Here is a 24,725-nt window from a genome sequence, read left to right on the forward strand (position 1 = left end):
AACTCTCGAAGCACTCCCTTACTGTCCCGCGCGCTGCGCCGGGGGCGCCTTGTAGAAGGGCAGCGGGCCGACCTGGGCCGAGACCTTCTCGCGCCCAAGATCAATCTGCACCTCGCCTCCGGGAGCGGCGCGATCGGGGGGCACATAGGCCATCGCAATCGGCTTCTCGAGCGTGGGGCTGATGCACCCGCTGGTGACAAATCCGATCTCCCGATCGCTGTGGAAGACCTTCATGCCCTGCCGGGCACTGCGGCGCCCTTCGAGCGTGAGCCCGACGAGCGTCCGGGACAGACCCTTCGCGTCGATCGCTCGGAGCGCCTCCTGGCCGATGAAACGCCCGGCGCGCTCGTCATCATCGCCCTTGTCGAGCTTGACCGCGAAGCGCAATCCCGCCGAGAGCGGATCGAACTCCTCCGAAATCTCGTGGCCGTAGAGCGGCATGCCCGCCTCGGTCCGAAGCGTGTCGCGAGCGCCCAAGCCGCAGGGTTTGATGAGCGCCCCGGCATCACCCTTGTCCTTCAGCAGCATCTTCAGGGCCAGGTTCGCCATGGTGGCACCGAGAATGACCTCGACGCCATCCTCGCCCGTGTAGCCCGTCCGGCTCACGATGAGTTTCACCACCATGAGGCTCTTCTCAACAAAGCGATAGCGCTTGAGCGCGGGGATCTCGCGTGAGAGGCTGGCGACGACCTCCATCACCTTCGGCCCCTGCACCGCCACCATGGCGGTCGATCGCGTCTGATCGTCGATCTTGAAGACCATGTCCCCCTTCTCGCGGGCGAAGTGCTCGAGGAGCTTCGCACGATTGGCCGCGTTACAGACCATCAGGTAGTCGTCCTCGTCGAAGCAGTAGACAAGGACATCGTCTCGGCACCCGCCACGATCATTGCAGACGAGCGAGTAGCGCACCGCGCCGCGATCCATGCCGAGGATCTGCCGTGTGCAGACGCGATCGAGAAAGCGCCGCGCATGACGGCCGCTGAATCGCAGGCGCCCCATGTGGCTCACATCGAAGAAGCCGCCGCTCGTGCGCGTCTGCCGGTGCTCCTCCATGATCGAGCCGTAGTGCAGCGGCATCTCCCAGCCGACGAAGTCGACCATCGTCGCCTTCGAGTCGAGGTGCAGCTTGTGGAGCGGAGTCTTCAGGAGTTCGGTGGTGGTGCTCATGGGGTGTCCTTGGGCGCCGCGGCGCCCTGGCTTCCGAGGCTCTGCTGCATTCGCTGGATCTGGCGCTCCAGATCCCGCAGTCGCCGCGCCATGCCGTAGAGATCGCGCCCAGCCAGCGCGTTGCGCTTGGCGGCCTCGAGGTCGATGGCCGGCACTCCGGCCACGCGAGCGCCCGCGGGAATGTCGGTGACCACTGCGGCTTTCGCAGCGATGCGCGCGCCATCACCGATCGAGAGGTGCCCCGTCACCCCCACCTGCCCGCCAAACGCGACGAAGTCGCCGACCTCGACGCTTCCGGAGATACCGACCAGCGACACCAGCAGGCAGCCTCGACCGATGCGGGTGCCATGCCCGATCGAAATGAGATCGGCGAACTTGGTTCCGGCGCCGATCCTCGTCTCCTCCATGGCGGCCCGCTCGATCACGCACCCCGAGCCGATCTCGACTTCATCTTCGATGACGACGATGCCGGTCTGAGGGATCTTCTCGTGACGCCCCTTGTGCGTCGCGTAGCCGAAGCCATCCGAGCCAATGACCGCGTTGGCATGGATCGTGACGCGGCGCCCGAGGCGGCAGCCGTCGTAGATGACCGCATTGGGAAAGAGCACGCACTCCTCACCGAGTGAAGCTCCGACGCCGACATAGGCGCCTGGATAGAGCACCGATCCGCGTCCGATCGAGGCGCCGCGCTCGATCACCACACCAGGGTGAATCAGGCTTCCCTCGCCGATCGTCGCCTCGGGGTGGATCACCGCGCCGGGGCTGATGTCGGCCCCGTCGACGGCATCCGCCGGCCCGGGGTGCACCCGCTCGCCATGCAGCAACACCAGCGCTTGCCGAAACGCGAAGTACGGGTCTTCGGCTTCGAGCCGCGCCAGGTGGGGCGGAGAGGCGATGCCCTGTCCAATGATGACGGCCGACGCCTTGGTCGTGGGCAGATGCGCCGTGTAGCGCGCGTTCGCGAGGAAGGTGACTTCGCCCGGCTCGGCACGATCGATCGGCGCGACTCCGCGGATGGAGACCGAACCGTCGCCGGCCAACTCGGCGCCGATCCGTGAAGCGAGTTCGGCAAGCGTCATGGTCATGGTTCGACGCGGGAACGATCACGGTAGCAGGTCGTGGCGGTCACCGCTATTCTCCCGCAGACTTGATGCCGCCGTTGCGCCCGACACGCTTGGAGCCAGGCGCCGCACGGATCGGCGCTTCCCTCGGAACACACCGACACCAAGAGTCGAAGTGGCCCCGTCATCATGGCATGCCCCTCGGCGCGTGGGGCGTGGTCCGCTTCGCCCTTCTCGGCCTGCTGGTCACGCTTCACCTGGCAGCCGCGACTTCGGCGCAAAGCGTGGAGGACGAGACCTTCGCCGATCGTCCGATCTCCGGCGTCGTCATCCGCGGCCTCGACCGGATCACGGAGCAGGAAGTTCGCAACAACCTGAGGATCGGTGCAGGGCAGCCCTACGAAGCGGCCGCCGTGCGCAACGATGTGGCGACCCTCTATCGCCTCGGTCACTTTGAGACGGTCGCGGCCGACGCGACGCTTCAGAGCGACGGGACGGTGGTCGTGACCTTCTCCATGACCGAGCAGGCGATGGTCCGCGACATCCAGACGGTGGGCAACACTGCCGCGACGGACCAGGAGCTTCGCGCGGCCATTCCGCTGGTGGCCGGAGGTCCTCGCGACGACTTCCTCATGGAGCAGTCGATCTTCCGAATCCGCGAGCTCTATCGCAATCGGGGCCACTATCTCGTGGAAGTCACGGTGGATGAGACGCGCCTGCGGGACTCCGGCATCGTCATCTTCCGCATCATCGAAGGGCCGCGCGTGCGCATTCGCGACATCGAGTTCGTGGGCAACAAGGCCTTCGAAGCGCGGCAGCTCCAGGCGCAGATCAAGACGAAGCCGTGGTTCTTCCTCTTTGTGAAGGGCAACATCGACGAGCAGCAGCTCATTGACGATGTCGCGGCCATCAATCGCTTCTATCGGGATCGCGGCTACATCGATGTGCGCGTTGATCGCCGCATCGAGCTGAGTCCCGATCAGAAGGAGGCGAAGCTCATCTTCGTCATCACCGAGGGGCGACAATACCGTCTGCGCTCGGTGCGACTCGAAGGGCTCGGCAACGCGCCGGAACTTCGGCAGGTCTTTGATCAGGAACAGCTTCGGGCGCTGATGGTCATCCGTCCGGGCGATGTCTATCAGCGGAACCTCATCGACAAGACGATCCAGAGCCTCGAGACAGCTCATCGCGTGATGGGCTACATCGATGTTCGCGTCCAGGAGACTTACTACCGCGTCGGCGAGACGGCCGAGGTCGACATGCTCATTTCGGTCGATCCGGGAGAGACCTACGACGCCGGGTTGATCCGAATTCAGGGGAACTTCCTGACCCGCGACAAGGTCATTCGACGCCAGGCGCGCATCCAGCCGGGCCGCCCGATCGACGGCCGAGAAGTGGCGGATTTCACTCAGGCGAGGCTCGTCGCCACCGGGCTCTTCAATGACGCCCGCGTGACCGCCCAGGCGCCCTCCGAAGATGACCCGACCACCCGCGATGTCCTCATCGAGGTCAAGGAGCGCAACACGGGGTCGCTCAATTTCGGAGTCTCGATCGGCTCCGACCAGGGTTTCGGCGGAGAGGTTTCACTCTCTCAGTCCAACTTCGACATTGCAGACTGGCCCCTCTCCTTCTCGGAGTTCATCTCCGGGCGCGCCTTCCGCGGCGCCGGCCAGTCCTTCAACATCACGGCGGCGCCGGGCGTCGATGTGAGCACCTACTCGATCAGCTTCGCCGAGCCCCATCTGTTCGAGAGCGACTACGGCGGAGGCGTCAGCGCGTTCTACCGGGACCGGGCCTTCTCCCTCGGCGCCTACAGCGAAGAGCGCATGGGCCTCAATCTCACGCTCGCGCGCACGCTCGGAGACCTCTGGCGCGCCTCGGTGAGCACGCGCTTCGAGCGCATCAGGCTCGATGACTTCTCTCCCTTCACGCCGATCGAGGTCTTCGACGAGCGCGGACCGAGCTACCTGAGCGTGGCTGCATTCTCCGTGTCGCGCAACACGGTGGACAACCCGATCCGGCCGTCGCGGGGCACCGTGATCGACTTCTCCGCGAGCTACTACGGTGCCTTCGGTGGGGCGTACAGCTATCCGGCGGCGCGGGTCGGATACACGCAGTTCCTCACGGTGTCGGAGGACTTCCTCGGCCGCAAAAGCACGCTTCGACTCAACTCGCAGCTTGGGTACATCTTCTCAAGCAGCGCCCCCACCTACGAGCGCTTCTATCTCGGTGGTCGGAGCTTCCGCGGCTTCGAGTTCAGGTCCATCAGCCCCACGAGCCGTGGGTACATCATTGCCCCGGACTTTCCGAACAACAATCCTGTCGGCGGTCAGTTCCTCTTCTTCGCGGGTGCCCAGTATGAACAGCCGCTGCTGGGCGAGCTGATCTCCGGCGTGCTCTTCGTCGACTCCGGCACCGTCGACAACGACTTCACCCTCGACCGGTATCGCGTCAGCGTCGGATTCGGCATTCGCCTCTACATCGAAGCGCTTGGCCCCGCACCGATCGCCTTCGACCTCGCGTGGCCGATCCTGAAGCAGGACTCCGACATCGAGCAGGTCTTCAGCTTCACGGCCGCCCTGCCCTTCTGAGCTCGCGCGGCCGTACAATGCGGACATGCGAATCCGCCCCCTGACGATCGTGCTTGGGTTCTGCCTGGCCGCCAGCACCGCCCTGCTGATCGGCGCTCAGGCCTCCCGTTCCGTGCCGCCGACGCGCGTGGCCACGGTGAACTTGGTCGAGTTGATCGACAAGCTTCAGGAGAAGGCGGAGTGGGAGATCCGCCTCCGTCATCTTCAGGGCAGCATCATGGAGGAGGTTCGTGCTCGCAAGGCGAAGCTCGAGGAGATGGTGAACCGCATCAACGCAATGCAGGATGCCACTGAGAAGCTCGCCGCGCTGGAAGAGGCGCAGCTCACTCGACTGGAGACGGAGCAGTGGGCCGCCATGAAGGAGGGCGAACTCGACCGAGAGGCGAGCCTCATGTGGCGTCAGATCTATCGGCGTGTGCGCGAGGAAGCGGCAAAACTCGCCGAGAGCCGTGGCTACGACTATGTTCTGGTGGCCGAACCTGGCGATGAACTCAATCTGCAGGGTGGCGATCCTCGCGTGCCATTGACCCAGCGTGCGCTCGACCAGATCGCCCGCCGACGATATCTCTACACCAGTCCGGCGCATGACATCACCGACGAACTCCGGGCGCGCCTCGACAACTCCTACGCGGTCGGCGGCGGACGCCCCCCGGCGCGATGACTTCGCCGACTTCCACCGGAATCCCATCCATGCACACACTCAGCGCCCTCAGAAGCCACCGCGGCGTCGTCATCACGGCCTTGCTCGTTCTTGGAGCATTGCTCGCGTTCCGCAGCGTCAACTCACCGACGACCGTCGCCGTCGTCGACCTCGAAGCGATCTACGACAACCTCAACGAGCACAAGGACGCCGAGGCCCGCCTGAGCGCCATGGTCGACGAGCTCGCGTCTGAACTCCAGAAGCGCGAGCAGGAGGTCAAGATGGTCCAGCTCGAACTTCAGGCCTTCTCACCTCAGGGGCAGGGATTCGTCGAGACTCAGGCCAAGGTCGAGGCGGCCATCGGGCGCTTCCGGGCCTACCAGGAGTTCGCCAAGATCAAGACGGAGCGGGAGAGCGAGCGACTTCTCAAGGAAACCTACGACCGGGTGAAGCTCGCCTGTGCCGCGATCGCCCGCGAACAGGGCATTCAACTGGTGCTGCTCGACGATGCGACTCCGCAGTTCGCCCCGACCGATCCTCGGCCGATGATGCAGCAGATCTCCGCACGGCGGTCGCTCTTCGTCGACCCGTCAATCGACATCACGAAGGCGGTGATCGAGCGGATGAATCGCGACTTCGCCGCGCGGAGCGGCGGTTCCGCGACGCCATGAGCGCTGCGCAGTCCGCCCGCTCCTCGCCACCGGCATCCTCCGGGGAAGTCGCGGCGCTCGTCTCCGGCACGCTCGAAGGCCCCGGAGATCTGCCCGTTCGAGGCATCGACGCGCTGGATCGAGCCTCGGCGGAGCAGGTGACCTTCGCGGGTGACGAGGCGCACTGCCGCCGCATCGAGCACTCCCGAGCCCGCGTCGTCATTCTCTCGGAGGGACTCGATCCCGGTGAAGCGGCGCGCGGTCGTGCGATCATCCGAGTGCGAAGCGCCGAGAGCGCGATCATCGCGCTGCTTGAGGCGTTCGCTCCCCCGCCGCATCGACCCGAGCCCGGAGTGCATCCGATGGCGGCCGTGCACCCGACCGCGACGATCGGCGAGAACGCGCGCATCGGCGCCTTCGTCTCGGTCGGTGAAGGCGCCCGAGTGGGCCGCGGGGTCACGCTGCATGAAGGCGTGCGCATCGGCGCCGGTGGCGACATCGGTGACGGGTGCGAACTGCACGCCAATGCGGTGGTCCACGCACGGTGCTCGCTCGGACAGCGCGTGGTCCTCCACGCCGGTGTCGTGGTCGGTGGCGACGGTTTCGGCTATCGACCGTCACCCGATGGCCGAGGCCTTCGGCGCGTGCCGCACCTCGGGATCGCGCGCCTCGAAGATGATGTCGAGATCGGCGCGTGCACCTGCATCGACCGCGCCAAGTTCGGCGAGACCGTTGTTGGTGCGGGAACCAAAATCGACAATCTCTGCCAGGTCGCCCACAATGTGCGCATTGGTCGATCGTGCGTGATCGCCGCGCTGGTCGGCGTTGCCGGCAGTACGACGATCGGCGATGGCACGAAGATTGGCGGGCAGGTCGGCATTGCTGACCACCTGACAATCGGTCGTGGCGTCAGCATCGCCGCCACCGCTGCCGTCATGGGCGACATTCCAGATGGCGCGACATGGGCGGGCGTTCCCGCGCAGGATGCGCGTCTTGCATTGCGTGAGGCGGCCGTAGTGCGTAAGCTTCCGGAGTGGTCGCGTCGCCTGCGTCACCTGCTGGAGGGTGAGCGATCGTGAGGCAATTGGAGGCGAGGCCGACCTCTTCTCATGAGCGCCGTCGCCGACTCTGAACGCATGGTCATGCATCGAAGTGACCGCCAGCGGACGCTCGCCCGCGAGGTGACCGTGCGCGGCAGGGGCCTGCTCACCGGGCACGAAGTCGAACTCGTGATCGCCCCTGCTCCCGCCGGCACCGGCATCATTTTCGAACGAACGGATCTGAAGCCGACGATCTCCGCGCCGGCCAGCGTGCACCATGTGGTGCCCCGCCAGCGACGCACCACGCTCCGGATCGGCACTGAGACGATCGAAACGGTGGAACACTGTCTCTCCGCGCTCGCGGGCCTTCGCATCGACAATGCCTTTCTTCGCTTGAGCGGACCGGAGCTCCCCCTCGGCGACGGCTCGGCGACGCCCTTCACCGAGAAGCTCCTCGAGGCGGGATTCGCGGAACAGGATGCACCGCGCAGAGTCTTCCATCTCGATGCCCCGATCCTCGTCGAAGAGGGTGAGTCGATGATTGCGGCATTCCCCGATGACGGTGATGGAATGAAGGTCTTCTTTGATCTCGATTACGGGCGCGACCATCGCATTCCGCGTCAGGCCTTCTCCTTTGATCCCGCGCGGCAGGATTACCTCCGCGAGATCGCCCCGGCCAGGACCTTCAGCCTCCGGGAGGAGGCCGAGGCGCTGTGGAATCAGAACATGTGCCTGCATCTCACGCCGCGCGATGTCCTGGTGATCGGCGAGGATGGCCCGATCGAGAACGCCTATCGCTTCGATGATGAGCCCGTACGACACAAGATCCTCGATGTCATCGGCGACCTTTCGCTGGTCGGGCGACCGGTGGCCTGCCGAGTCGTTGCCCATCGCTCGGGACATGGCCTCAACCGACGATTGGGCCTGCGTCTGCGCGAGCGCATGCACGCCGCCGATCTCGCCGCCTCGCTCGTGAGCGGCCGCGCGATGGATGCACGAGCCATCCAGCGCATCATGCCCCATCGCTATCCGATGCTGCTGGTCGATCGGGTGCTCGAAATGGATGGCGATCGACGGGCCGTGGGCGTGAAGAATGTGACGATCAACGAGCCCTTCTTTCAGGGTCACTATCCCGGCACGCCGATCATGCCGGGAGTGCTCATCGTTGAAGCGATGGCGCAACTCGGCGGACTGCTGCTCTCGCAGACGCTCGAACACACCGGGCGGGTCGCGATGCTGCTCTCCCTCGACAAAGTCAAACTCCGCAAGCCGATCGTGCCCGGCGACCAGGTGATCCTGGAGGCCGAGACCCTTCGTGCCAGCGCCCGATCGGCCACCGTGCACTGCCGGGCCAGTGTCGGGGGCAAACTGGCTGCCGAAGCGCAGATCCGCTTTATGATGGTCGATTCCGAACAGGCCTGATTCATGCCGAAGATCCACCCCACCGCCATTGTCGACCCCTCCGCCGAGATCCACGATGGAGTCGCCGTGGGCCCCTGGAGCGTCATCGGTCCCCGATGTGTGATCGGCGCCGAAACCGAGGTCCGCTCCCATGTCGTGATCGGCCAGAACACGACACTCGGCCGCGGCAATGTCATCCATCCCTTCGCCCTCGTCGGCGGCGACCCGCAGGACCTGAAGTATCACGGCGAGGAGACGCAACTGGTCATCGGTGATCGCAACCAGATTCGCGAGCACACCTCGATTCACCGCGGCACGGCCAATGGCGGCGGCGTGACGCGAATCGGCTCGGACAATCTGCTGATGGCCGTGTCGCATGTCGCGCACGACTGCGTGATCGGCGATGGCACCGTGATCGCCAACAATGTGATGATCGCGGGCCATGTCCATGTCGAGGACTTCGCGAGCATCGGTGGTGGCGCCGGCATTCATCACTTCGCCCGCGTCGGTACCTGCGCCTTCGTCGGCGCCATGGCCCGCTGCTCCAAGGATGTCCCCCCCTTTATGGTGGTCGAGGGCAATCCCGCCGAAGTGCGCAAGCACAACGATGTCCTCATGCGTCGTCGCGGCTACACCGAAGAGGATGTCGAGGCGATGCGGGACGCCTTCAAGCTGCTCTTCATGAAGCGCGGCGGCGGCATGCTCGACAAGGTCACCATGCTCCGGGAAGCCCACCCGCGGAGTCGCCCGGTCGAGCTCCTCTGCGCGATGGTGCTCGAATCCGGCGCCGGCGTCAATGGACGAGCCCTTGAGAACCGTCGCACCGATGACAAGCGCGCCGTCCGGGTTGGAGCACCGCAAGCTTCGGCGTCGCGGAGCGGCGCCTCCGGCATGGAGCGATCGTGACCAGCGACACGGAACCCAGCGGCACGACAGCGCCGGGGCCCGAGCGCTCCCGCGCCGCGCCGAACATTGACGAGTCGATGGAACTCGCCGAGAAAGCCCTCCGCGCTGGGCGCTGGTTCGAGGCAGAGCGATTGGCGCATCGAGCTCTCACGCTCGCCCGTCGAAGCGAACAGTGGGACACGATGGCCCGCGTCACTCTGCCGCTCCAGGAAGCGCGTCGGCTCCGTCGTGAGCAGGCCCTTGATTCAAGGCGCGTGGTGATCGTCGAGGACGCGGTTCATGACACCGACACGGTCAAACCCGGGTGCTACCTCATTCAGCCGCCGCTCGTCGGTGCCGACGCGCGGCGCCTTCGCCTTTCATCGCTCCGCCAGGAGGTCTGCGCCGCCGTGCTCTGCCGGGAGCCGCTCACCAAGCTCCAGCGCTGGCCGCTGGTAGCGATCGGCGCCATCACCATCCGAGCGAAGGTCCCGCCTCCGAAGCAGCCGAAGAAACCGACGATCGAGTGGTTCGTGGCGGGCATGGAAGCGCTGGGCGATGCCGCCATCGAGTTGCTTGATACGGGCCTCGACCTCGATCGCCAGATCGATCATGTGCTCGCGTCACTCGATTCGATCCCCGATCACGAGAAGCTCCACCAGCTTCTCCACGACCTCTGCCGGACGGCATCCAAGGGATTCGAGCGTCGCCTGCCGCCCCGACTTTTTGCCGCCGATCTCGACGATCTCGACACCGGCAGCGCACCCGCCGCCGAGTGTCGCGATGACGACGAGTAGCCTCCGAATCGGAGGTCTTCCATGCGCTTTATTCGAGAGTCCGTCGTCAGCGCCTTCATCGGCGGCGTGCTGGTCCTGCTTCCGCTCTACCTCTCCCTGCTGCTGATCCTGAAGACGGTCGATCTCATCGGCGGCCTGCTGCGCCCCATCACCATGGTGCTGCCGGGGTGGATGCCGCAGCCGCACCTTGTCGCACTGGCAGGACTGCTCGCCACTTGCGTGCTGATCGGGGTCGCGCTGCGCCTCAGTATCGGCCGAGTGGTCAAGGAGCGGCTCGAGCGATGGCTGCTCGAGCGACTGCCGGGCTATGCGCTCTTCCGAAGCCTCACGCTCCGCTTCACTGGTCGCAGTCGGGCGAAGGAGTGGAGGCCGGCGCTCGCTGAGGCAGACGACGGCCTTGTGCCGGTGTTCATCGTCGAAGAACTCGCGGATGGCTGGGCGACCATCTTCGTTCCGGGGGCGCCGACGCCGCTTTCGGGCAGCGTGCGCATTCTGCCTTTGGAGCGGCTGCACCCCGTCAATGTCTCACCGGGCCATGTCCTCCGGTCCATCTCCCAATGGGGCTCAGGACTCGGTGAAGCATTCAGTTCGATGCCCGACCGTGAACGAGCGATGCAGTCAGTGCGCGCACTGCGCCAAGAGAACGCCCACACCGCGCAAGCCGCTCACGCCCACACGAGGCCGCACTGAAGCGCGCGCCCCAATCGGCGCGCGCCCGCCTGCTCGACGACCACCACATCCTCGATGCGCACGCCGCCGAGCTCGCGACTGTAGAGCCCGGGCTCCACGGTGATGACATCGCCTTCAACCAAGTCGGGACCGCCGCGATCAACGAGCGGCGGCTCATGCACCGAGAGGCCCAGCCCGTGTCCCGTGCCATGGACGAGGCCGCACCAGTCGACTCCTGCGCCTTCGGGCGCTCCGCCACTGTGAAAGGGGAATCCGCGAGCGGCGAGCGTGGCCACGGTCACGCCATGCACGGCGTCGGCGCTCACCCCCGGCCTGATGGCCCGCTCCGCCGCCTCCTTCGCCTCGATGACCGCCGCGTGCATCTCGGCGATGCGCGGCGGGACATTGCCATGCACGACCACGCGCGTGCAATCGCCGTTATAGCCGCTGCTCTTCACTCGCGGAAAGATGTCGACAATGATCGGCTGCTCGACGCGCAACTCGCCGTGGCCATGATCATGACAATCGCCGCCGATCGGGCCGCATGCCACGATCGAGCCGGGATTGTCACAGCCCGCCTCCATGCACCAGAGGTCGATCATGGTGAAGATGCGCTCGCTGGTCAGGGGCGCTCCATCATGGTGCAGGATGCCGTCCCGGGATGCCGTCGCGCGGGCGATCAGACGGCAGGTCCGTTCCATGATCGACTCGGTGATGACCTGCGCCTCGTCGAGCCATGCGAGCTCCTGCGCATCCTTGCGACGCCGCTCGAGAACCCCGAGATCGGGGTCGCACTCCACCTCCACTCCGGCCTGCGCAAGGACATGGGCGTAGATGAGCGGCAGCGATCGATCGGCGCGCACCTTCGAGAGACCCGCTCGGCGAAGGCACGCCACCACCGCCTGCGCCGTCGCAATCTCCCGATCCGCCGAGAGCTCCCCCGCGGGCACGAGGTCGCGCGGCGCGGCACAGGCGTCGGCTCGCACCGTGCGTTGGGCGCGATCGAGCTCGATATCCCGGCAGATGAAGATGCGTCGCGGCTTGGCGGGCTTCGGCAGTTCGAGATAGGCGGTGGGGTCGCCCACCCGAAAGCGCACACGATGAAAGAGCGAGAGATTGCTGGCGGGCACGCCCGCCATGAGGAGCGCCGTGTCGGCGGAGGGAGATCCGGCGGAGTCTGACATGGGCGACCGTGGCCTCTCAGGTTCGGGTGAGCTTGCGGTACTGGACGCGATGAGGCGGTACGTCGTCCGCCAGACCAAGCCGACGATGACGATCGGCCTCGTACTCGCTCCAGTTCCCGTTGAAGAAGAAGACCTTGCTGTCTCCCTCGAAGGCGAGAATGTGGGTCGCGACACGATCAAGGAACCAGCGATCGTGGCTGATCACCAGCACGCAGCCGGCGAAGTTCACCATCGCCTCCTCGAGCGCTCGCATGACATTCACATCGAGGTCGTTGGTCGGCTCGTCGAGAAGGATCACATTGGCGCCGCTGGTGAGCATGCGCGCCAGATGCACTCGATTGCGCTCCCCCCCTGAGAGCGTGTCCACCAGCTTCTGCTGATCGCTCCCCGAGAAGCCGTAGCGCGCGACATACGCGCGGCTCTTGACAGTCGCGCCGCCGAGCTTGATCTCATCGGATCCATCCGCGATCGCATCGAAGACGGAGCGACCCGCAGGGAGGGAGTCGCGCCCCTGTTCGAGGTAGGCGAGCTTGACTGTCTCACCGACCTTGAAGGAACCCGAGTCGGGCATCTCCTGCCCCGTGATCATGCGGAAGAGCGTCGTCTTGCCGACGCCATTGGGACCGACGATGCCCACGATGGAGCCGGGTGCGATCGAGAAGGTCGCCTCATCGAGAAGCAGCCGGTCGCCGAAGCCCTTCGACACCCCCTTCGCCTCGATCACCACATTGCCGAGCCGCGGACCGGGAGGAATGAAGATCTCGATCTCCTTCACCTTCTGCGCCGCATCCTGCGAGAGGAGCTGTTCGTAGCTCACCACGCGCGCCTTCGACTTCGCCTGGCGACCCTTCGGGTTCCTGCGGATCCACTCGAGTTCGCGGGCAAGCGTGCGCTGGCGCTGGCTCTCCTGCTTCTCCTCGACCGCCAGGCGCGCCTGCTTCTGCTCGAGCCATCCCGTGTAGTTGCCCTTGTAGGGAATGCCGTGACCTCGATCGAGTTCGAGAATCCACCCCGCCACATTGTCGAGGAAGTAGCGGTCATGGGTCACCGCGATGATGGTGCCGGGAAAGCGCTTGAGGTGCTGTTCGAGCCACTGGACGCTCTCGGCGTCGAGGTGATTCGTCGGCTCATCAAGCAGCAGGATGTCGGGATTCGAGAGAAGCAGTCGACAGAGCGCCACGCGGCGTCGCTCTCCACCCGACACGCTCGCCAGCGACTGCTCCGCCGGGGGACAGCGAAGGGCCTCCATCGCCATCTCGAGCTGGTTGTCGATGGTCCATGCATCGACCGCGTCGATCCGCTCCTGGATCTCCGCCTGCCGGTTGAGCACCCGCTCCATCTCCTCCGGCGAGAGGTCACCGGCGAGCTTCTCATTGACACGATCAAACTCGGCGAGCAGGTCGTAGACGGGCTTCGCGCCTTCGCGCACGAGTTCGATCACCGTGCGCGACTCGCCGTTGAGCGGTTCCTGTTCCAGGTAGCCGACGGTGTAGCCCTGCGCGGCGACGATCTTGCCTTCGTCGGCGCGCTCGACGCCCGCCATGATCTTGAGCAAGGTGCTCTTGCCGCTCCCGTTGAGGCCGAGGACGCCGATCTTCGCCCCGTAGTAGTACGAGAGGGAGATGTTCTTCAGGATCGGCTTGCGCTCGATCTCCTTGGAGACACCGAGCATCGAATAAATGATGCGCGTGGTATCGGTGGCATTGTTCGAGGAAGAGCCGCCCGATGAGGAGCCGGTTGACGGAGACGGGGCCATTGGATCGTCGATGGTATCGCACCACCTGCCCCGCTACCCTTCCACACCGGCGCGGGAGCCGACCATGCTCGACTGGCTCACCAACACCACCGTTCGAACGGCCCGGCGCATTGTCATCGGCGTGACCGGCGGCACCGTGGTCCTGGCGGGCGTTGCCATGCTGGTGCTCCCAGGCCCGGGCATCGTCACAATCGGCCTGGGTCTCGCGATGCTCTCCGTCGAGTTCGCCTTCGCCCAGCGCTGGCTGAAGGTGGTCCGCGAGCGAACGAACGAGGCTGCTGATCGCGCCGGGATTCCCACCGCGGTCCGGCGCGGAGTGATCATCGGCGGCCTCCTCTTCGGTCTGGTGATGATGGTGCTCCCTGGCTTCATCTCCGTGGTCCGAACACCCGACGGGTGGCGGCTCATTCGAAACGAGAAGTTCTCCTACGCCCACTCCTGGACCACCCTTGATCGCCTCGAGCGGGCCGCCGAGCAGGGCGACGGGAGCGCGACCCGCCTGCTAGAGTCATTGAAGGTCGGGCGCACGACGCCAACTCCTTCTGAGGATCCCCACCCATGATTCAACGACTCCTTCCCGTGGCCGCGCTGGCCATTCTCGCGCTTCTGGTCGGTTGCAGTTGCAACGAGCGCGTCTATGTCCGCAACGACACGAACGAGATGCTGCATGTGCAGATTCAGCTTCCCAAGCCGAAGGTGCCATGGCACTGCGGATGCAAGTGCGTCTATGAAGCGCTGATCAATCCGGGTGGTGTCTGGACCACCGCTCGACCCGGTTCGCCGGATCAGATGGATCACCCCATTGAGCCCTACTCGGAGTGCGCCGTCGTGCGCGCGAGGATCGGCGTTCAGGGCCAGTGGGCGCGCTTCACGCTCTGCGGCCCGCTCGTCGAGTCTTCCCCGGGCGATCCGATCATGCTGGCCATCGGCCAGGGCAACTTTGTCGGCCTGAACGCCACGGCACGAACGCAGGGCGGATCAGACCTCGCCGTCGAAGCGATCGTCATCGAGGAGTAAGCCCGGCGCCGCCGGCCAAGTCGATCGCCCCCCCCGCGGTTTCGACTGTGCCGGGCTGATGTCGCTGACGCGCTCCGCACCGCGGGCATGCTCGTCGGCGTGTGTTTCACGCGCGCCGAAGCGGGGTGAATCTCATGTAGGTGGCCGCGCGCCAGAGCCACTCCAGTGGTCCCATCGCGAAGAAGCGGAGCCACGCCACGCTGAACGCGAGTTGAAAGGCGTAGATGCCAAGGACCACGCCTGCTCGCTCCAGACGGTTCATCGAGTCGAAGTACCCAAGGCCCCAGTGATAGAAGATGGCCGTGGCCAGCACGGTCTGCATCAGGTAGTTGGTGAAGGCCATGCGGCCCGCCGCGGCGACAACACCGAGGGCTCGCGGAACGAGGCGGCGGTCGACCAGCAGGATCACGGCGCCGAGGTAGCCGAGGCTCATCACGGGACCGAAGATGAGCTGCACCGGGGCGTTGACCATGAAGTTGAAGGTCACCCCCTGCGTGGGCAGCATCATGGCCGTCGCGATTGACACCGGCAGTGCGACCACGGCCGCCGCAATCACGAAGACCACCGCCCATCGGCGTCGATCGCTCTCGAAGATGCCCCACTTCATGAGCGCGGCACCAATGCAGAACATCGCCAGCACATCCCACCCGAAGAAGGTCAGCGCGGCAACGAGGGTGAAGCCCCACGACATGGCGCGGAAGAGAAATGCATCGAGCCAAGGACCCTCGCGATAGGCGCGCGTCTCGGACTCGATCCACATGGGGTCCGACGGACCCTCGGTGCCCCGCGTCTGCACATCGGCGAGCCATGCGAAGAAGGGTGTCTTCCGCTGCGCCGCTGCACCGGGGTCGTTCTCGACGGCATCCGAGCCGGATTCTCCGGAGTTCGACGCGCTCCCGGCGGCTTGCGCCTCGATCGCGGCCGTGTGCGGCGCCGTGGCCGGATCGTCCGCGAGGGCCTGGGCAGGTCGGGACAACGCGTCTTCGACCGCGGCACCCATCGGGTCATTGGCGTCTGGCTTCGCCAGTCCGGCACCGATCTCCGCATCGACCACGGTGTCGGTGGCCGCGGCTCGCTCGGCCCGGCGACTCTCCTGGCGTTCAATCGCGACCTGGAGTGCTCCGAACCCAATCGAGAGCAGCACAGCGAGAGCCACGGCGCCGCATCCGATGGCAGTCAGGATGCGCGGGGAGAGGCCGATCAAGGCCAGCATGACCAAGCCCACGATCCCGTAGATAAAAAGGATGTCACCCCACCAGAGAAGGAGCGCATGCACCATGCCGATCGCCGCAAGCACCATCATGCGCCGAGCCGCCATCGGCACGAACCTTCGTCCCGCGATTGCCGCGCGCTGGTATTGGATGGCCAATCCCATGCCGAAGAGCAGAGAGAAGAGCGGATAGAAGCGGCCTTCGAAGAAGATCTTGTTCACCGTCCACATGAACGGTTCCCATGGGCCCCGCCCCTCCCGCGGCACCGGCTCGATGAAGTAGCCGAACGCCTCGCTGAATGCGGCGATGTTCACCATGAAGATGCCCAGCAGCGCTACACCGCGAGCCACATCGAGGGCCATGATGCGATCGGATTCCCGAACAGGCCCGAGCCGTGGTGCTTCAATCATCAGGGTGCTCCGTGGTGCGTCGTCGAAGAGGCTTGCCGGTGTTCAGTTGACCATCCTCGCCCTTGGGGATTCTCATTGGACTGCCTCCGCGTGGCGCGCCGGGCGGAGAGCGGGCAACCGAGCTGTCTCGACCAAGGTTGTCCTCCCCATCCTGACCTAGAACATAGAGGAGATAGCCACGCTGCCAGTGATCCGTGGACGAATCGATGCGCCGGTAGGACAGGGGCCGCCCGCTCCATGGGTCGATCGGCACGCCCTTCAGGAGCGTGGGCACGAGATCCTCGAGCCGCTCCGGATAGGCCCCATGCTCCAGCCGCCATCGCTCGAGGGCGATCATCGTTCGCAGCGCCCGATCCTCCGCACGCTGATGGTCCGCCGCGCTCAGGTAGTGATCGAGCCCCGGGAGGAGCAGTGACGCCAAACCAGCCCCCGCCAGGGTGGGAGCGGGCGGAAGGACTGCCGTGGCCCGCTGGAATTCCTCGTAGGGAATCGCTGCAGCCCAGTAGCGACACGCATCGTCGATCGCATCGCGGTTGGCCGTCCATGTGCCAAAGCTCCTCCCCGCGGGTGGCGTGACACCCAGGGCGCCAAGCTGCGCGACCGCACCACCCAGCGGTGCGAGTCGAACCACCGAGGGGTCACCAAGCACTTCGGCGATCAGGGCCCTTTGGGCAATCGCCTCGACCTCGATGGCGAGCACGGCCTGTGCCGGGTCGACCGCCGGCGGGATCGCGCGCTCGATCGCATCGACTTCCTCTCGGGTCGGCAGGGAGAGGAGCCATTGCCGAGCATGATCGCGACCGAACGACTCGATCGCCCAGCCGACCAGGACCTCGATCAGGAGCGGCTGCACACGGCAGGCCTCGCCGATCGCGAAGATCGTCTCGAGCGTTGATGCCGCCCGCTCGATGTCGCCGCGCTCGACGGCCTCGAGCATGCGCGATCCCATGTAGCGAGTGACCTTGCGGCTGCCCGCCAGATGGGGGAGCACGGTTCCGAAGAACTGCGATGGCGGAATCTCGAGATCGCGCACCTCTCGCGGAAGGTGCCGGATGCTCGCGAGCTCGTCGGCCAGCTCGACCTCTGATTCAAGGGCGTCGAAGACTCGACGCGAGAGCGCGATCCACATCGACTCCTGTTCGATCTGAGCCTGACTCGCGCCCTCGCCCAGTGGCGAATCCCCGTGCAGCTTGGAGAAGTCCACCAATTCCCCAGGGCTGAGGTTCATCTCCAGTTTGACCTGCTGTTCGACGCGGTCGAGCTCCGGACTGATCCGGCGGATGATCGCATGCGCCTTGGGGTCGATCACTCGGGCGAATCCAGGCCTCGACCGCTCTATCAGGGCCGTCATGTCCGCCGCCGTCGGCGCCTCCGCACGGGCCTGCGCTGCCTGTCGCCGCACACGGACCTCATAGAGCCCGGCCGCCAGCACGGCCAGAAACACGCTCGCCGCAGCCATCGCAAGGCCGCGCCGGAGCCACCGCCGACGGCGCTCTGATGTCCACAGGCTCTGATGCCGAATCGAGAATCGACCGTCGTCGCCAATGACCCTGAGCCCGCCGTCCAGCGCAAGAACCCCCAGCGCGGCGTCGACCGTACATGAGGTGCCGCACTCGGGACAGATGATGCTCAATGACTCGGGGACCGTCATACCTACAAGCGAGTAACCGCACTTGAAGCAGCACCCCCGGTACCGAAGCACTTGAACGAGGCGGCGCCGAAGCAATCGGTCGCGCACATAGAGCGCCGCCAGTGACGGTCCACCGATGACCACCACGATGACGAGTGCGGTCAGCAGCGCCGCCACCACATCGCTTGTGGCGCTGGGTCGAAGTGCGGACCTGGACATCAGAGCAAGCGCGGCGATGACAAGCCCCAGTGTCACGGCCCACACCACGCCAATCAGGATGAACTCCGCCGCGATCCGCAGCATGCTCCGTCGTGCCGCCTTCACAAACTCCCGGCAGCGGGCATCGTCATAGGGATCCAACTCCGGAAACGCCCGCCAGATGCGGCGGATCGGAAGGCGCATGACCGGAGTCTACACCGCCAAGCGCTGGCTTCATGGAGCCGCAAGGGAAAGCTCGCCCGATCCTGAATCGTTGCCATCACTCCGCACACGAACGCTTGACGGTCGGCACGGAACCTGCCGCCCGTCCGACGGCGTCGTTGCGCCGTCATCGTCACTTCAAGGAGTCCACATGTCGAATCCGTTCTCACTTCGCAGCGAGGTTGCGGTCATCGCGTCGCTCGCCCTCGCCACTGCCGTTCTCGCTGAGATCCGCATCACCGAGTACATGTACACCGGCGCCAATGGTGAATTCATCGAGATCACCAATGTCGGAAGCACCCCGGTGAACCTCGCCGGCTGGTCCTATGACGACAGCGCCCGAGTCTGCGGCACCTTCCCGATCGGGGCCATCGGAATTCTTGCCCCTGGCGCCAGCGCGATCATCACCGAGTCAACCGAGGCTGCATTCCGCGCCGCGTGGAACCTGCCCCTCAGCGTGCCTGTCGTTGGCGACCTCGGCAAGGCCGACGGCTACAACTACGGCCGCAACGACACGATCGCCCTGTACGACGCGTCGCTCAACCTCGTCGATCGCCTCGACTATGGCGACCAGGACTTCCCCGGCTCCATCCGAACGCAGAACATCAGCGGCTGGGTGGTGGCGGAGGGCCTCGGTGCAAACAACGCCTATGCGTGGCAGCTCTCGGTTGTCGGTGACGCTCAGAACTCCTACGACAGCTCGCTCAATGCTCGCGGCAACCCCGGCACCTTCGTGATCGTGGGCGAAGCCCCGCGCGGTCTCGGCATGGTGCTGACCGAGTACATGTACCAGGGCCCCGGCGGTGAGTTCGTCGAGTTCACGAACCTCTCCGACGCGCCGATCGACATGACCGGCTGGAAGCTCGACGACAGCAATCTCCTCGGCGGTCCTGACGGTCCCTTCGACCTCAGCGCCTTCGGCGTGGTCGCGCCGGGTGAGAGCGTCATCGTGACCGAGTCGGCCGCCGACGCCTTCCGCGCCGCGTGGGGTCTCTCCGCGTCGGTGAAGGTCATCGGCGACCTCGGCAAGCCCTTCGGAAACCAGCTCGGGCGCAACGACGAGATCAACATCTACGACGATGCGTGCAACCTCGTCGATCGTCTCACCTTCGGCGACCAGGCGTTCCCCGGCTCGATCCGGGCGCAGAACTCGAGCGGCTGGGTTCCGGAGTCGGCGCTCGGCGCGAATGACCCCTTCGCCTGGGTGCTTGCCACCGTTGGCGATGCCCAGAACAGCTACGCCTCGACCGGCAACGACAAGGGCAACCCTGGCTTCTACCCGCGTGTGACGCAGCCGTCGACGCCCGGTGACGCGAATGGCGACGGTGTCGTCAACGGTGCCGACATCGCGATCGTGCTCGGCAACTGGGGAAGCTGCCCCGGCGGTGCGCCCGGATGCGCCGGCGACCTCAACGGCGACGGCGTGGTTGACGGCGCGGACATCGCGTTCGTGCTTGGCAACTGGAGCTGAGACGGCGTTCTTGCAGCTTCTCAAAGCCTGACCTTCGCCCACCTCGACGCGTTGTGGGCTCCCACGAGCGGGGTGCGGATTCGTTCCGCGCCCCGCTTCCTTGCGCTCGGATCGCTTCCCCTACTTGGCTCCGGGGATGAACATCACCACGATCGAAAGGGCGATCAGGATGATGATGATCCACTCGAGCACTTCCATGCGACGCGTCGCCTGCTCGTCGGCGGTCTTCTCGTACAGCCGCTGGAGAGTTTCGATCTTGCGCAGGATGGCGGCATCCCACTCGGCCAGATGAAGGCGCCGCGCCGCCAGTCGATAGACGCGGGCGAGATACTGGTCGCCAAGCAGCTTGATGGCGTTGTTCACGCCTTCGAAGAGGAGCGCGCTGTCCATGTGCAGGGCCGCGAGGCGACGCCGATCGCGCCGCGCTTCGCGGCTCCACCCGGCGAAAGCCCCGCGCCACCCGGTCGAGTGCATCGCCTTCGCGGGCGTTGTCTCCTCCCCCACTTTCGCTCCGCCGAGCCAGAGCTCGTGATAGGCACGATCGAGCACCTCATCGAGGCGATCATCAAGGAAGCGCATCTCGACGAGTTCGACATTGGCGAACTCAAGCACCGCGAGGAGGTCGGCGCAACTGGCGGCGTCGGGCTCGATGATGAGCGACGCATTCCAGTCGATCACGATGAGGTCCCGCTGGCCGTAGGCCGTGGCACAGGAGAGGGCATCCGTCACCTCGTCGCGAGACAGCGGCTCATCGGCTGATCGCAGCAGACGCGCGATCCACTCTCCATCACGCTCCAGGGAGATGGGTGGCGTCGAAGCCTCGGTGCCCTCCCAACTCGAGACATGGAAGACGATCGAATCCTCGACGGGGTCGGCGATCTTCGCCCGGCGCGCAGCGTCACCGAGTTCGATCAGCAGGCTCTCGACGACCGACCTCGCGTGGATCTCGAGGATCGGGTGCTCCCTCACCGCCAGCAGTGAGAGACGCTGAAGATCGTCCGGAGTTGCAGTCACGAAGGGAATGCGCCGCGCGATCGAGATTGCGCCGAAGTCGTAGATCGTGATCTCCACTTCGGCGGCCGTCCGAACGCGGCCTTCATCGAGGTCGATGGGCTCCTCCGGTCGAACCACGCGCAGTGGCTTCGGGCGGAACTGCACGCTGGGCGGAGTCCGGCGGAGATCGGAGATGGATTCGCGTGTCGCCGTGGAGCCCCTTGCCCTTCCGCTCGCTGAAACGGCGAGCTCGGCCGCTTCAAGGTCAATCGCCGCCGCCGCGTCATACGCGACATGCAGCCAGCAATCGCCCGTGAGCCGAGGTATCGCCATCAGGGGAAGCCTAGCGTTCATGCCGGAAGTGCCGGCGAGGGACATCCAATCGGGAGAAGATCGCTGCATGTCGCGCGGCCGAGCCAATCCAGTGATCCCTCGGTCGCGATCAATGTGAACTTCTCCGCGGATGTCTTGTGAAGTCTGTCGCCGCGCACGACGCCCAGCGAGCCCGGAGTGATCGATTGACGCTCGGCCAAAGGTGCGACGGCGGTATACACTCCCGCCGCTCGCACGAGCGAGGTCCCTCGCTCCGACTTCCCGTGCACGGAGGCGACATGCATCGAATCCTTCCTGCCTTCCTGGCCTTCCTCTCTTCCAGCGTTGCAATCACACCGTCGTTCGGCGGCGCGATGATCGCGGTCCATGGGCCTGCGCTGCCAGCGCCGATGGCGCTTGCATTGCAGATGAGCACGGCACCGCCTCCGCAGGCGCCGAGTGCCGCGAGCGCGACGCCTGCCGCAGCGCCGACCGCGGGGACGACCGGCACTTTCAATCAGGGCCAGCTCGAGCAGGTCGTCGCGCCCGTGGCGCTCTATCCCGATGCCCTGCTTTCGCAGATCCTGATGGCTTCGACCTATCCGCTCCAAGTGGTGGAAGCCGATCGCTGGGTCAAGGCCAACCCGAATGTCGCAGGCGATGCCGCCGCGAAGGCCCTCGAGTCCCAGGCGTGGGATCCGAGCGTGAAGTCGCTTGTGAACTTCCCCACCGTACTCGACATGATGAGCTCGCAGCTGTCATGGACCCAGCAACTGGGTGATGCCTTTGTGACTGAACAGAAGGCGACCATGGACGCCATTCAGTCGCTTCGCGCGAAGGCGAAGGCGCAGGGCAATCTTCAATCGACCGATCAGCAGACCGTGACGGTCGAGCCATCATCCCAGACGATCGTGATCCAGCCGTCGAATCCCGATGTCATCTATGTGCCGACCTACGACCCCACCGTGGTGTATGGCGGCTGGGCGTACCCCGCATATCCCCCGTACTACTGGTACCCGCCGGGGTACACAGCCGGCGCGGCGGCAATCTCCTTTGGCGTGGGCGTCGCCTGCGGCCTCGCGTGGGGCTACGCGTGGGGGCACTGCGACTGGAACCGCGGTGACATCAATGTGAATGTCAACCAGAACCGGCAGTTCAATCAGAACATCAACCGCCAGAACTACATCAACAACTACCAGAACAACTCCAATCGATCCGTCAGCGGCTCGCGCAGTGACTGGCAGCGCGGTGAAGGCACATGGAAGCACGACCCGGCCAATCGAGGCGGAGTGCCCTACAGGAGCGGCGATGCGGCGCAGCGCTTCGGCGGCTACACGCAGCAGCAGGCCGAGCAGGCGCGGCAGGACTTCAGGGGGCGAGCCGATCAGGGGCGACAGAGCCTGAATCAGGGCGCGGCCTCCGAGTTCCGCGGACGCGACGCACCAAGTGGATCCTTTGGTGGAGATCGCGCCGCTGGTGGCGATCGTGGCACCGCGCGACCGCTCCCCGCCGATCGTTCGCGCGGTGACAGTGGCGCGTTCGGTGGAATGGACCGAGGTGGAGACGCCAGCCGGAGTGCCAGTGATCGCGGGGCCTACAGCCGCGGAAGCGGCAACTTCAGCCAGAACCGCGGTGGCGGCAACTTCAGCCAGAACCGCGGCGGCGGTTCGTATGGCGCCAGCCAGAACCGAGGCTCGGGTGGCTATCGGGGCGGTTATAGCGGTGGCGGTCGCAGCGGCGGCGGTGGCGGCCGCGGTGGATCTCGTGGAGGAGGTGGTCGTCGATGAAAGCGTTCACATTCTGTGCCTTGATTCTGATCGGCATCGTCCAGTTTGGCTGCCACACTCCCGGTGCGGTCTATGAGACCCCCGAGGCGGCCACGGCGGCGCTCGTTGACGCGCTGAGTCCGCTCAGTTCGGAGAAGGTGAGAACCGTTCTGGGTTCTCAAGGTGTTGATCTCCTCCAGACCGGTGACGCCGAGGCAGATCAGACGATGGTCGATCGCTTCGTGACGGCCTTCCGAAGCCAGCATGAGTTCATCACCATCGATGACGAGATCGTCATCGTCGAAGTCGGCGACGATGGATGGCCCCTGCCGATTCCACTGGTGCGATCCGGCCAGGGTTGGCGATTTGACACGGCGGCCGGGATCGACGAGATCAACGCGCGGCGGGTCGGTCGCAACGAGCTCGATGTCATGCAGGCCTGCCACGCGATCGTCGACGCCCAGCGTGAGTACGCAGCGGGCGGATACGGCGGATCGCCGGGTGTCTACGCCTCGCGCCTGCGAAGCACGCCGGGAAGTCGCGACGGGCTCTATTGGGAGACGAGTGACGGCGAGCCCCCCAGTCCGATCGGCCCCTTCCTTGCTGACTCGGGGTTTGATCCGGGCGACGCCTCCACTGGATCGCGGCGGAGTTTCGCGGGCTACCACTTCCGTCCCCTTCTCGGTCAAGGTCGCTTTGCTCCCGGAGGCGCCATGGACTATGTCGTCGATGGTCGTCTGACCAAGGGCTTCGCGGTGATCGCTTGGCCCGTCGAGTACGGCGAGACGGGGGTCATGACCTTCATGATCAGCCATTCAGGAGTGCTCTTTGAGCGGGACTTCGGCCCGCGGACCGCGTCACGGGTCGCCTCGATTCATCGCTTCGATCCCGATCCCGAATGGACGGTGGTCCCCCAGGATTGGGAGTAAGGAGAGCGATGCGCGTCAAGGTTGAGCCGACCGCCGTTCGCCGCGCGTTCGAACCGCTGCGACACTCGACGGCGTTCTCGGAGAGCGCCGCGCGAGTTGCGGCAGGTCACCTTCCCCTTGAGATGTTGCAGGCGATGAGCCTCCGGCCGGAGCTCCTCGCTGCCTTCGGGGCGGTCAGCGAAGCGATTTACCCGGGCGGCATTGTTGAGCGTGAGATCAAGGAACTGATCATTCTCGATGTCTCGATCAGGAACCGCTGCCAGTTCTGCGCTGATTCACATATCGACATGGCGCGTGCCCTCGGCATGGGTGACGACGCCTCGCAGCTTCTTGACAATCTCGCCGCCCTGCCCGAGCGACAGCGCATTGCCGTCGAGTACGCCCGGGCCGTGACGCGTGATGCGAATGCCCTGCCTGAATCGCTGTGGCAGAAGGTCCACGCGGTCTTCTCCGATGCCGAAGTGGTTGAGCTGACCGCGATCACCGGTCTCATCACGATGTTGAATCTCTTCAACAACGCTCTCGGGGTGCGCTATCACTCAACGGGCAGCCAACCTTCGGCAGCTGGATGAGGTCAAGTGGCGATCCCGCGCGATCAAGGATCCGGCCGGACTCAGCGAAGCCCGGACGATCCCGGCGCTTGGGCCAATGGTGACGGCGCGCCGCGTCACGCCGACGCTCGGACGGACACTCGATCACTTCTCTCACGGCCGCCGGCGGGACTG

Annotated in this window: 21 protein-coding genes; 14 read left to right on the forward strand and 7 right to left on the reverse strand. The window is 65.5% G+C overall.

The features are described from left to right. Positions 1–18 precede the first annotated feature (18 nt). Positions 19–1,167 (reverse strand): glycine cleavage system aminomethyltransferase GcvT, encoded by a 1,149-nt coding sequence (gene gcvT, locus KF724_11175; GenBank protein ID MBX3356243.1) that lies wholly within the window; start codon positions 1,165–1,167, stop codon positions 19–21. Then, complete coding sequence (gene lpxD, locus KF724_11180) at positions 1,164–2,252, reverse strand: UDP-3-O-(3-hydroxymyristoyl)glucosamine N-acyltransferase (GenBank protein MBX3356244.1); 1,089 nt, start codon at positions 2,250–2,252, stop codon at positions 1,164–1,166. Before lpxD (KF724_11180) ends, gcvT begins: the two co-directional genes overlap by 4 nt. A 170-nt stretch (positions 2,253–2,422) precedes the next feature. Between lpxD (KF724_11180) and KF724_11185 the strand changes: the two genes are divergently transcribed. The 8 genes from KF724_11185 to KF724_11220 are packed head-to-tail and all read left to right on the forward strand — an operon-like array spanning position 2,423 to position 10,922. Then, a complete protein-coding gene (locus tag KF724_11185; protein ID MBX3356245.1) occupies positions 2,423–4,819 on the forward strand; it encodes a BamA/TamA family outer membrane protein in 2,397 nt (798 codons plus the stop codon). Between the two features lie 25 nt (positions 4,820–4,844). Next, positions 4,845–5,480, forward strand: coding sequence for an OmpH family outer membrane protein (locus KF724_11190; protein ID MBX3356246.1), 636 nt, complete (start codon positions 4,845–4,847; stop codon positions 5,478–5,480). 29 nt (positions 5,481–5,509) lie between these two features. After that, the gene (locus KF724_11195) at positions 5,510–6,130 is read left to right on the forward strand and encodes an OmpH family outer membrane protein (protein MBX3356247.1); all 621 of its coding nucleotides are present in this window, start codon (positions 5,510–5,512) and stop codon (positions 6,128–6,130) included. Further along, positions 6,127–7,188 carry a UDP-3-O-(3-hydroxymyristoyl)glucosamine N-acyltransferase gene (gene lpxD / locus KF724_11200; protein ID MBX3356248.1) on the forward strand — a complete coding sequence of 354 codons (1,062 nt, stop codon included), beginning with the start codon at positions 6,127–6,129 and terminating at the stop codon, positions 7,186–7,188. The genes KF724_11195 and lpxD (KF724_11200) overlap by 4 nt, the downstream gene beginning before the upstream one ends. A gap of 30 nt (positions 7,189–7,218) precedes the next feature. Beyond that, positions 7,219–8,571 carry a UDP-3-O-[3-hydroxymyristoyl] N-acetylglucosamine deacetylase gene (gene lpxC, locus KF724_11205; protein MBX3356249.1) on the forward strand — a complete coding sequence of 451 codons (1,353 nt, stop codon included), beginning with the start codon at positions 7,219–7,221 and terminating at the stop codon, positions 8,569–8,571. Positions 8,572–8,574: 3 nt separating this feature from the next. After that, entirely contained in the window at positions 8,575–9,456 is an 882-nt protein-coding gene (gene lpxA, locus KF724_11210; GenBank protein MBX3356250.1) for an acyl-ACP--UDP-N-acetylglucosamine O-acyltransferase, read from the forward strand. Continuing rightward, a complete protein-coding gene (locus KF724_11215) occupies positions 9,453–10,232 on the forward strand; it encodes a hypothetical protein (protein ID MBX3356251.1) in 780 nt (259 codons plus the stop codon). The genes lpxA and KF724_11215 overlap by 4 nt, the downstream gene beginning before the upstream one ends. Before the next feature lie 21 nt (positions 10,233–10,253). Then, positions 10,254–10,922 (forward strand): hypothetical protein, encoded by a 669-nt coding sequence (locus KF724_11220; protein MBX3356252.1) that lies wholly within the window; start codon positions 10,254–10,256, stop codon positions 10,920–10,922. On the opposite strand, the gene KF724_11225 is transcribed toward KF724_11220, so the two are convergent. Then, positions 10,898–12,085: an aminopeptidase P family protein gene (locus KF724_11225; GenBank protein MBX3356253.1), complete on the reverse strand. Its 1,188-nt coding sequence runs from the start codon at positions 12,083–12,085 to the stop codon at positions 10,898–10,900. The genes KF724_11220 and KF724_11225 overlap by 25 nt on opposite strands. 16 nt (positions 12,086–12,101) lie before the next feature. Then, positions 12,102–13,841: an energy-dependent translational throttle protein EttA gene (ettA, locus tag KF724_11230; protein ID MBX3356254.1), complete on the reverse strand. Its 1,740-nt coding sequence runs from the start codon at positions 13,839–13,841 to the stop codon at positions 12,102–12,104. A gap of 10 nt (positions 13,842–13,851) precedes the next feature. Between ettA and KF724_11235 the strand changes: the two genes are divergently transcribed. Next, the gene (locus KF724_11235) at positions 13,852–14,403 is read left to right on the forward strand and encodes a PGPGW domain-containing protein (protein MBX3356255.1); all 552 of its coding nucleotides are present in this window, start codon (positions 13,852–13,854) and stop codon (positions 14,401–14,403) included. Beyond that, positions 14,400–14,858: a hypothetical protein gene (locus KF724_11240; GenBank protein MBX3356256.1), complete on the forward strand. Its 459-nt coding sequence runs from the start codon at positions 14,400–14,402 to the stop codon at positions 14,856–14,858. Before KF724_11235 ends, KF724_11240 begins: the two co-directional genes overlap by 4 nt. 106 nt (positions 14,859–14,964) lie before the next feature. On the opposite strand, the gene KF724_11245 is transcribed toward KF724_11240, so the two are convergent. Both KF724_11245 and KF724_11250 read right to left on the reverse strand, forming a co-directional pair. After that, positions 14,965–16,479, reverse strand: a complete 1,515-nt coding sequence (locus KF724_11245; protein MBX3356257.1) for a DUF418 domain-containing protein — start codon at positions 16,477–16,479, stop codon at positions 14,965–14,967. Further along, positions 16,472–18,511, reverse strand: coding sequence for a hypothetical protein (locus KF724_11250; protein ID MBX3356258.1), 2,040 nt, complete (start codon positions 18,509–18,511; stop codon positions 16,472–16,474). The genes KF724_11245 and KF724_11250 overlap by 8 nt, the downstream gene beginning before the upstream one ends. A gap of 169 nt (positions 18,512–18,680) precedes the next feature. Here KF724_11250 and KF724_11255 point away from each other — a divergent pair, with 169 nt between their 5' ends. After that, positions 18,681–20,000, forward strand: a complete 1,320-nt coding sequence (locus KF724_11255) for a lamin tail domain-containing protein (GenBank protein MBX3356259.1) — start codon at positions 18,681–18,683, stop codon at positions 19,998–20,000. Positions 20,001–20,120: 120 nt separating this feature from the next. Here the strand turns inward: KF724_11255 and KF724_11260 are convergent, their stop codons facing one another. Further along, a complete protein-coding gene (locus KF724_11260) occupies positions 20,121–21,326 on the reverse strand; it encodes a hypothetical protein (GenBank protein MBX3356260.1) in 1,206 nt (401 codons plus the stop codon). Positions 21,327–21,604: 278 nt separating this feature from the next. Here KF724_11260 and KF724_11265 point away from each other — a divergent pair, with 278 nt between their 5' ends. Genes KF724_11265 through KF724_11275 form a run of 3 tightly spaced genes read left to right on the forward strand, consistent with a single transcriptional unit; the run spans position 21,605 to position 24,572 of the window. Further along, the gene (locus KF724_11265; GenBank protein MBX3356261.1) at positions 21,605–23,092 is read left to right on the forward strand and encodes a DUF3300 domain-containing protein; all 1,488 of its coding nucleotides are present in this window, start codon (positions 21,605–21,607) and stop codon (positions 23,090–23,092) included. Then, positions 23,089–24,000 carry a DUF2950 domain-containing protein gene (locus KF724_11270; GenBank protein MBX3356262.1) on the forward strand — a complete coding sequence of 304 codons (912 nt, stop codon included), beginning with the start codon at positions 23,089–23,091 and terminating at the stop codon, positions 23,998–24,000. Before KF724_11265 ends, KF724_11270 begins: the two co-directional genes overlap by 4 nt. Positions 24,001–24,008: 8 nt before the next feature. Beyond that, positions 24,009–24,572 carry a carboxymuconolactone decarboxylase family protein gene (locus KF724_11275; GenBank protein MBX3356263.1) on the forward strand — a complete coding sequence of 188 codons (564 nt, stop codon included), beginning with the start codon at positions 24,009–24,011 and terminating at the stop codon, positions 24,570–24,572. The last annotated feature ends 153 nt before the right edge of the window (positions 24,573–24,725 follow it).

The sequence above is a fragment of the Phycisphaeraceae bacterium genome (assembly GCA_019636735.1).
Taxonomy (GTDB): domain Bacteria; phylum Planctomycetota; class Phycisphaerae; order Phycisphaerales; family SM1A02; genus VGXK01.

Coding starts and splice junctions, on each gene's coding strand:
- KF724_11275 (MBX3356263.1), top strand. CDS start 24,009: ATGCGCGTCAAGGTTGAGCCGACCGCCGTTCGCCGCGCGTTCGAACCG.
- KF724_11250 (MBX3356258.1), bottom strand. CDS start 18,511: ATGCGCCTTCCGATCCGCCGCATCTGGCGGGCGTTTCCGGAGTTGGAT.
- lpxA (MBX3356250.1), top strand. CDS start 8,575: ATGCCGAAGATCCACCCCACCGCCATTGTCGACCCCTCCGCCGAGATC.
- KF724_11255 (MBX3356259.1), top strand. CDS start 18,681: ATGTCGAATCCGTTCTCACTTCGCAGCGAGGTTGCGGTCATCGCGTCG.
- KF724_11235 (MBX3356255.1), top strand. CDS start 13,852: ATGGTATCGCACCACCTGCCCCGCTACCCTTCCACACCGGCGCGGGAG.
- KF724_11225 (MBX3356253.1), bottom strand. CDS start 12,085: ATGTCAGACTCCGCCGGATCTCCCTCCGCCGACACGGCGCTCCTCATG.
- lpxD (MBX3356248.1), top strand. CDS start 6,127: ATGAGCGCTGCGCAGTCCGCCCGCTCCTCGCCACCGGCATCCTCCGGG.
- KF724_11260 (MBX3356260.1), bottom strand. CDS start 21,326: ATGGCGATACCTCGGCTCACGGGCGATTGCTGGCTGCATGTCGCGTAT.
- KF724_11270 (MBX3356262.1), top strand. CDS start 23,089: ATGAAAGCGTTCACATTCTGTGCCTTGATTCTGATCGGCATCGTCCAG.
- KF724_11240 (MBX3356256.1), top strand. CDS start 14,400: ATGATTCAACGACTCCTTCCCGTGGCCGCGCTGGCCATTCTCGCGCTT.
- ettA (MBX3356254.1), bottom strand. CDS start 13,841: ATGGCCCCGTCTCCGTCAACCGGCTCCTCATCGGGCGGCTCTTCCTCG.
- KF724_11190 (MBX3356246.1), top strand. CDS start 4,845: ATGCGAATCCGCCCCCTGACGATCGTGCTTGGGTTCTGCCTGGCCGCC.
- lpxD (MBX3356244.1), bottom strand. CDS start 2,252: ATGACCATGACGCTTGCCGAACTCGCTTCACGGATCGGCGCCGAGTTG.
- KF724_11220 (MBX3356252.1), top strand. CDS start 10,254: ATGCGCTTTATTCGAGAGTCCGTCGTCAGCGCCTTCATCGGCGGCGTG.
- lpxC (MBX3356249.1), top strand. CDS start 7,219: ATGAGCGCCGTCGCCGACTCTGAACGCATGGTCATGCATCGAAGTGAC.
- KF724_11195 (MBX3356247.1), top strand. CDS start 5,510: ATGCACACACTCAGCGCCCTCAGAAGCCACCGCGGCGTCGTCATCACG.
- gcvT (MBX3356243.1), bottom strand. CDS start 1,167: ATGAGCACCACCACCGAACTCCTGAAGACTCCGCTCCACAAGCTGCAC.
- KF724_11265 (MBX3356261.1), top strand. CDS start 21,605: ATGCATCGAATCCTTCCTGCCTTCCTGGCCTTCCTCTCTTCCAGCGTT.
- KF724_11245 (MBX3356257.1), bottom strand. CDS start 16,479: ATGATTGAAGCACCACGGCTCGGGCCTGTTCGGGAATCCGATCGCATC.
- KF724_11185 (MBX3356245.1), top strand. CDS start 2,423: ATGCCCCTCGGCGCGTGGGGCGTGGTCCGCTTCGCCCTTCTCGGCCTG.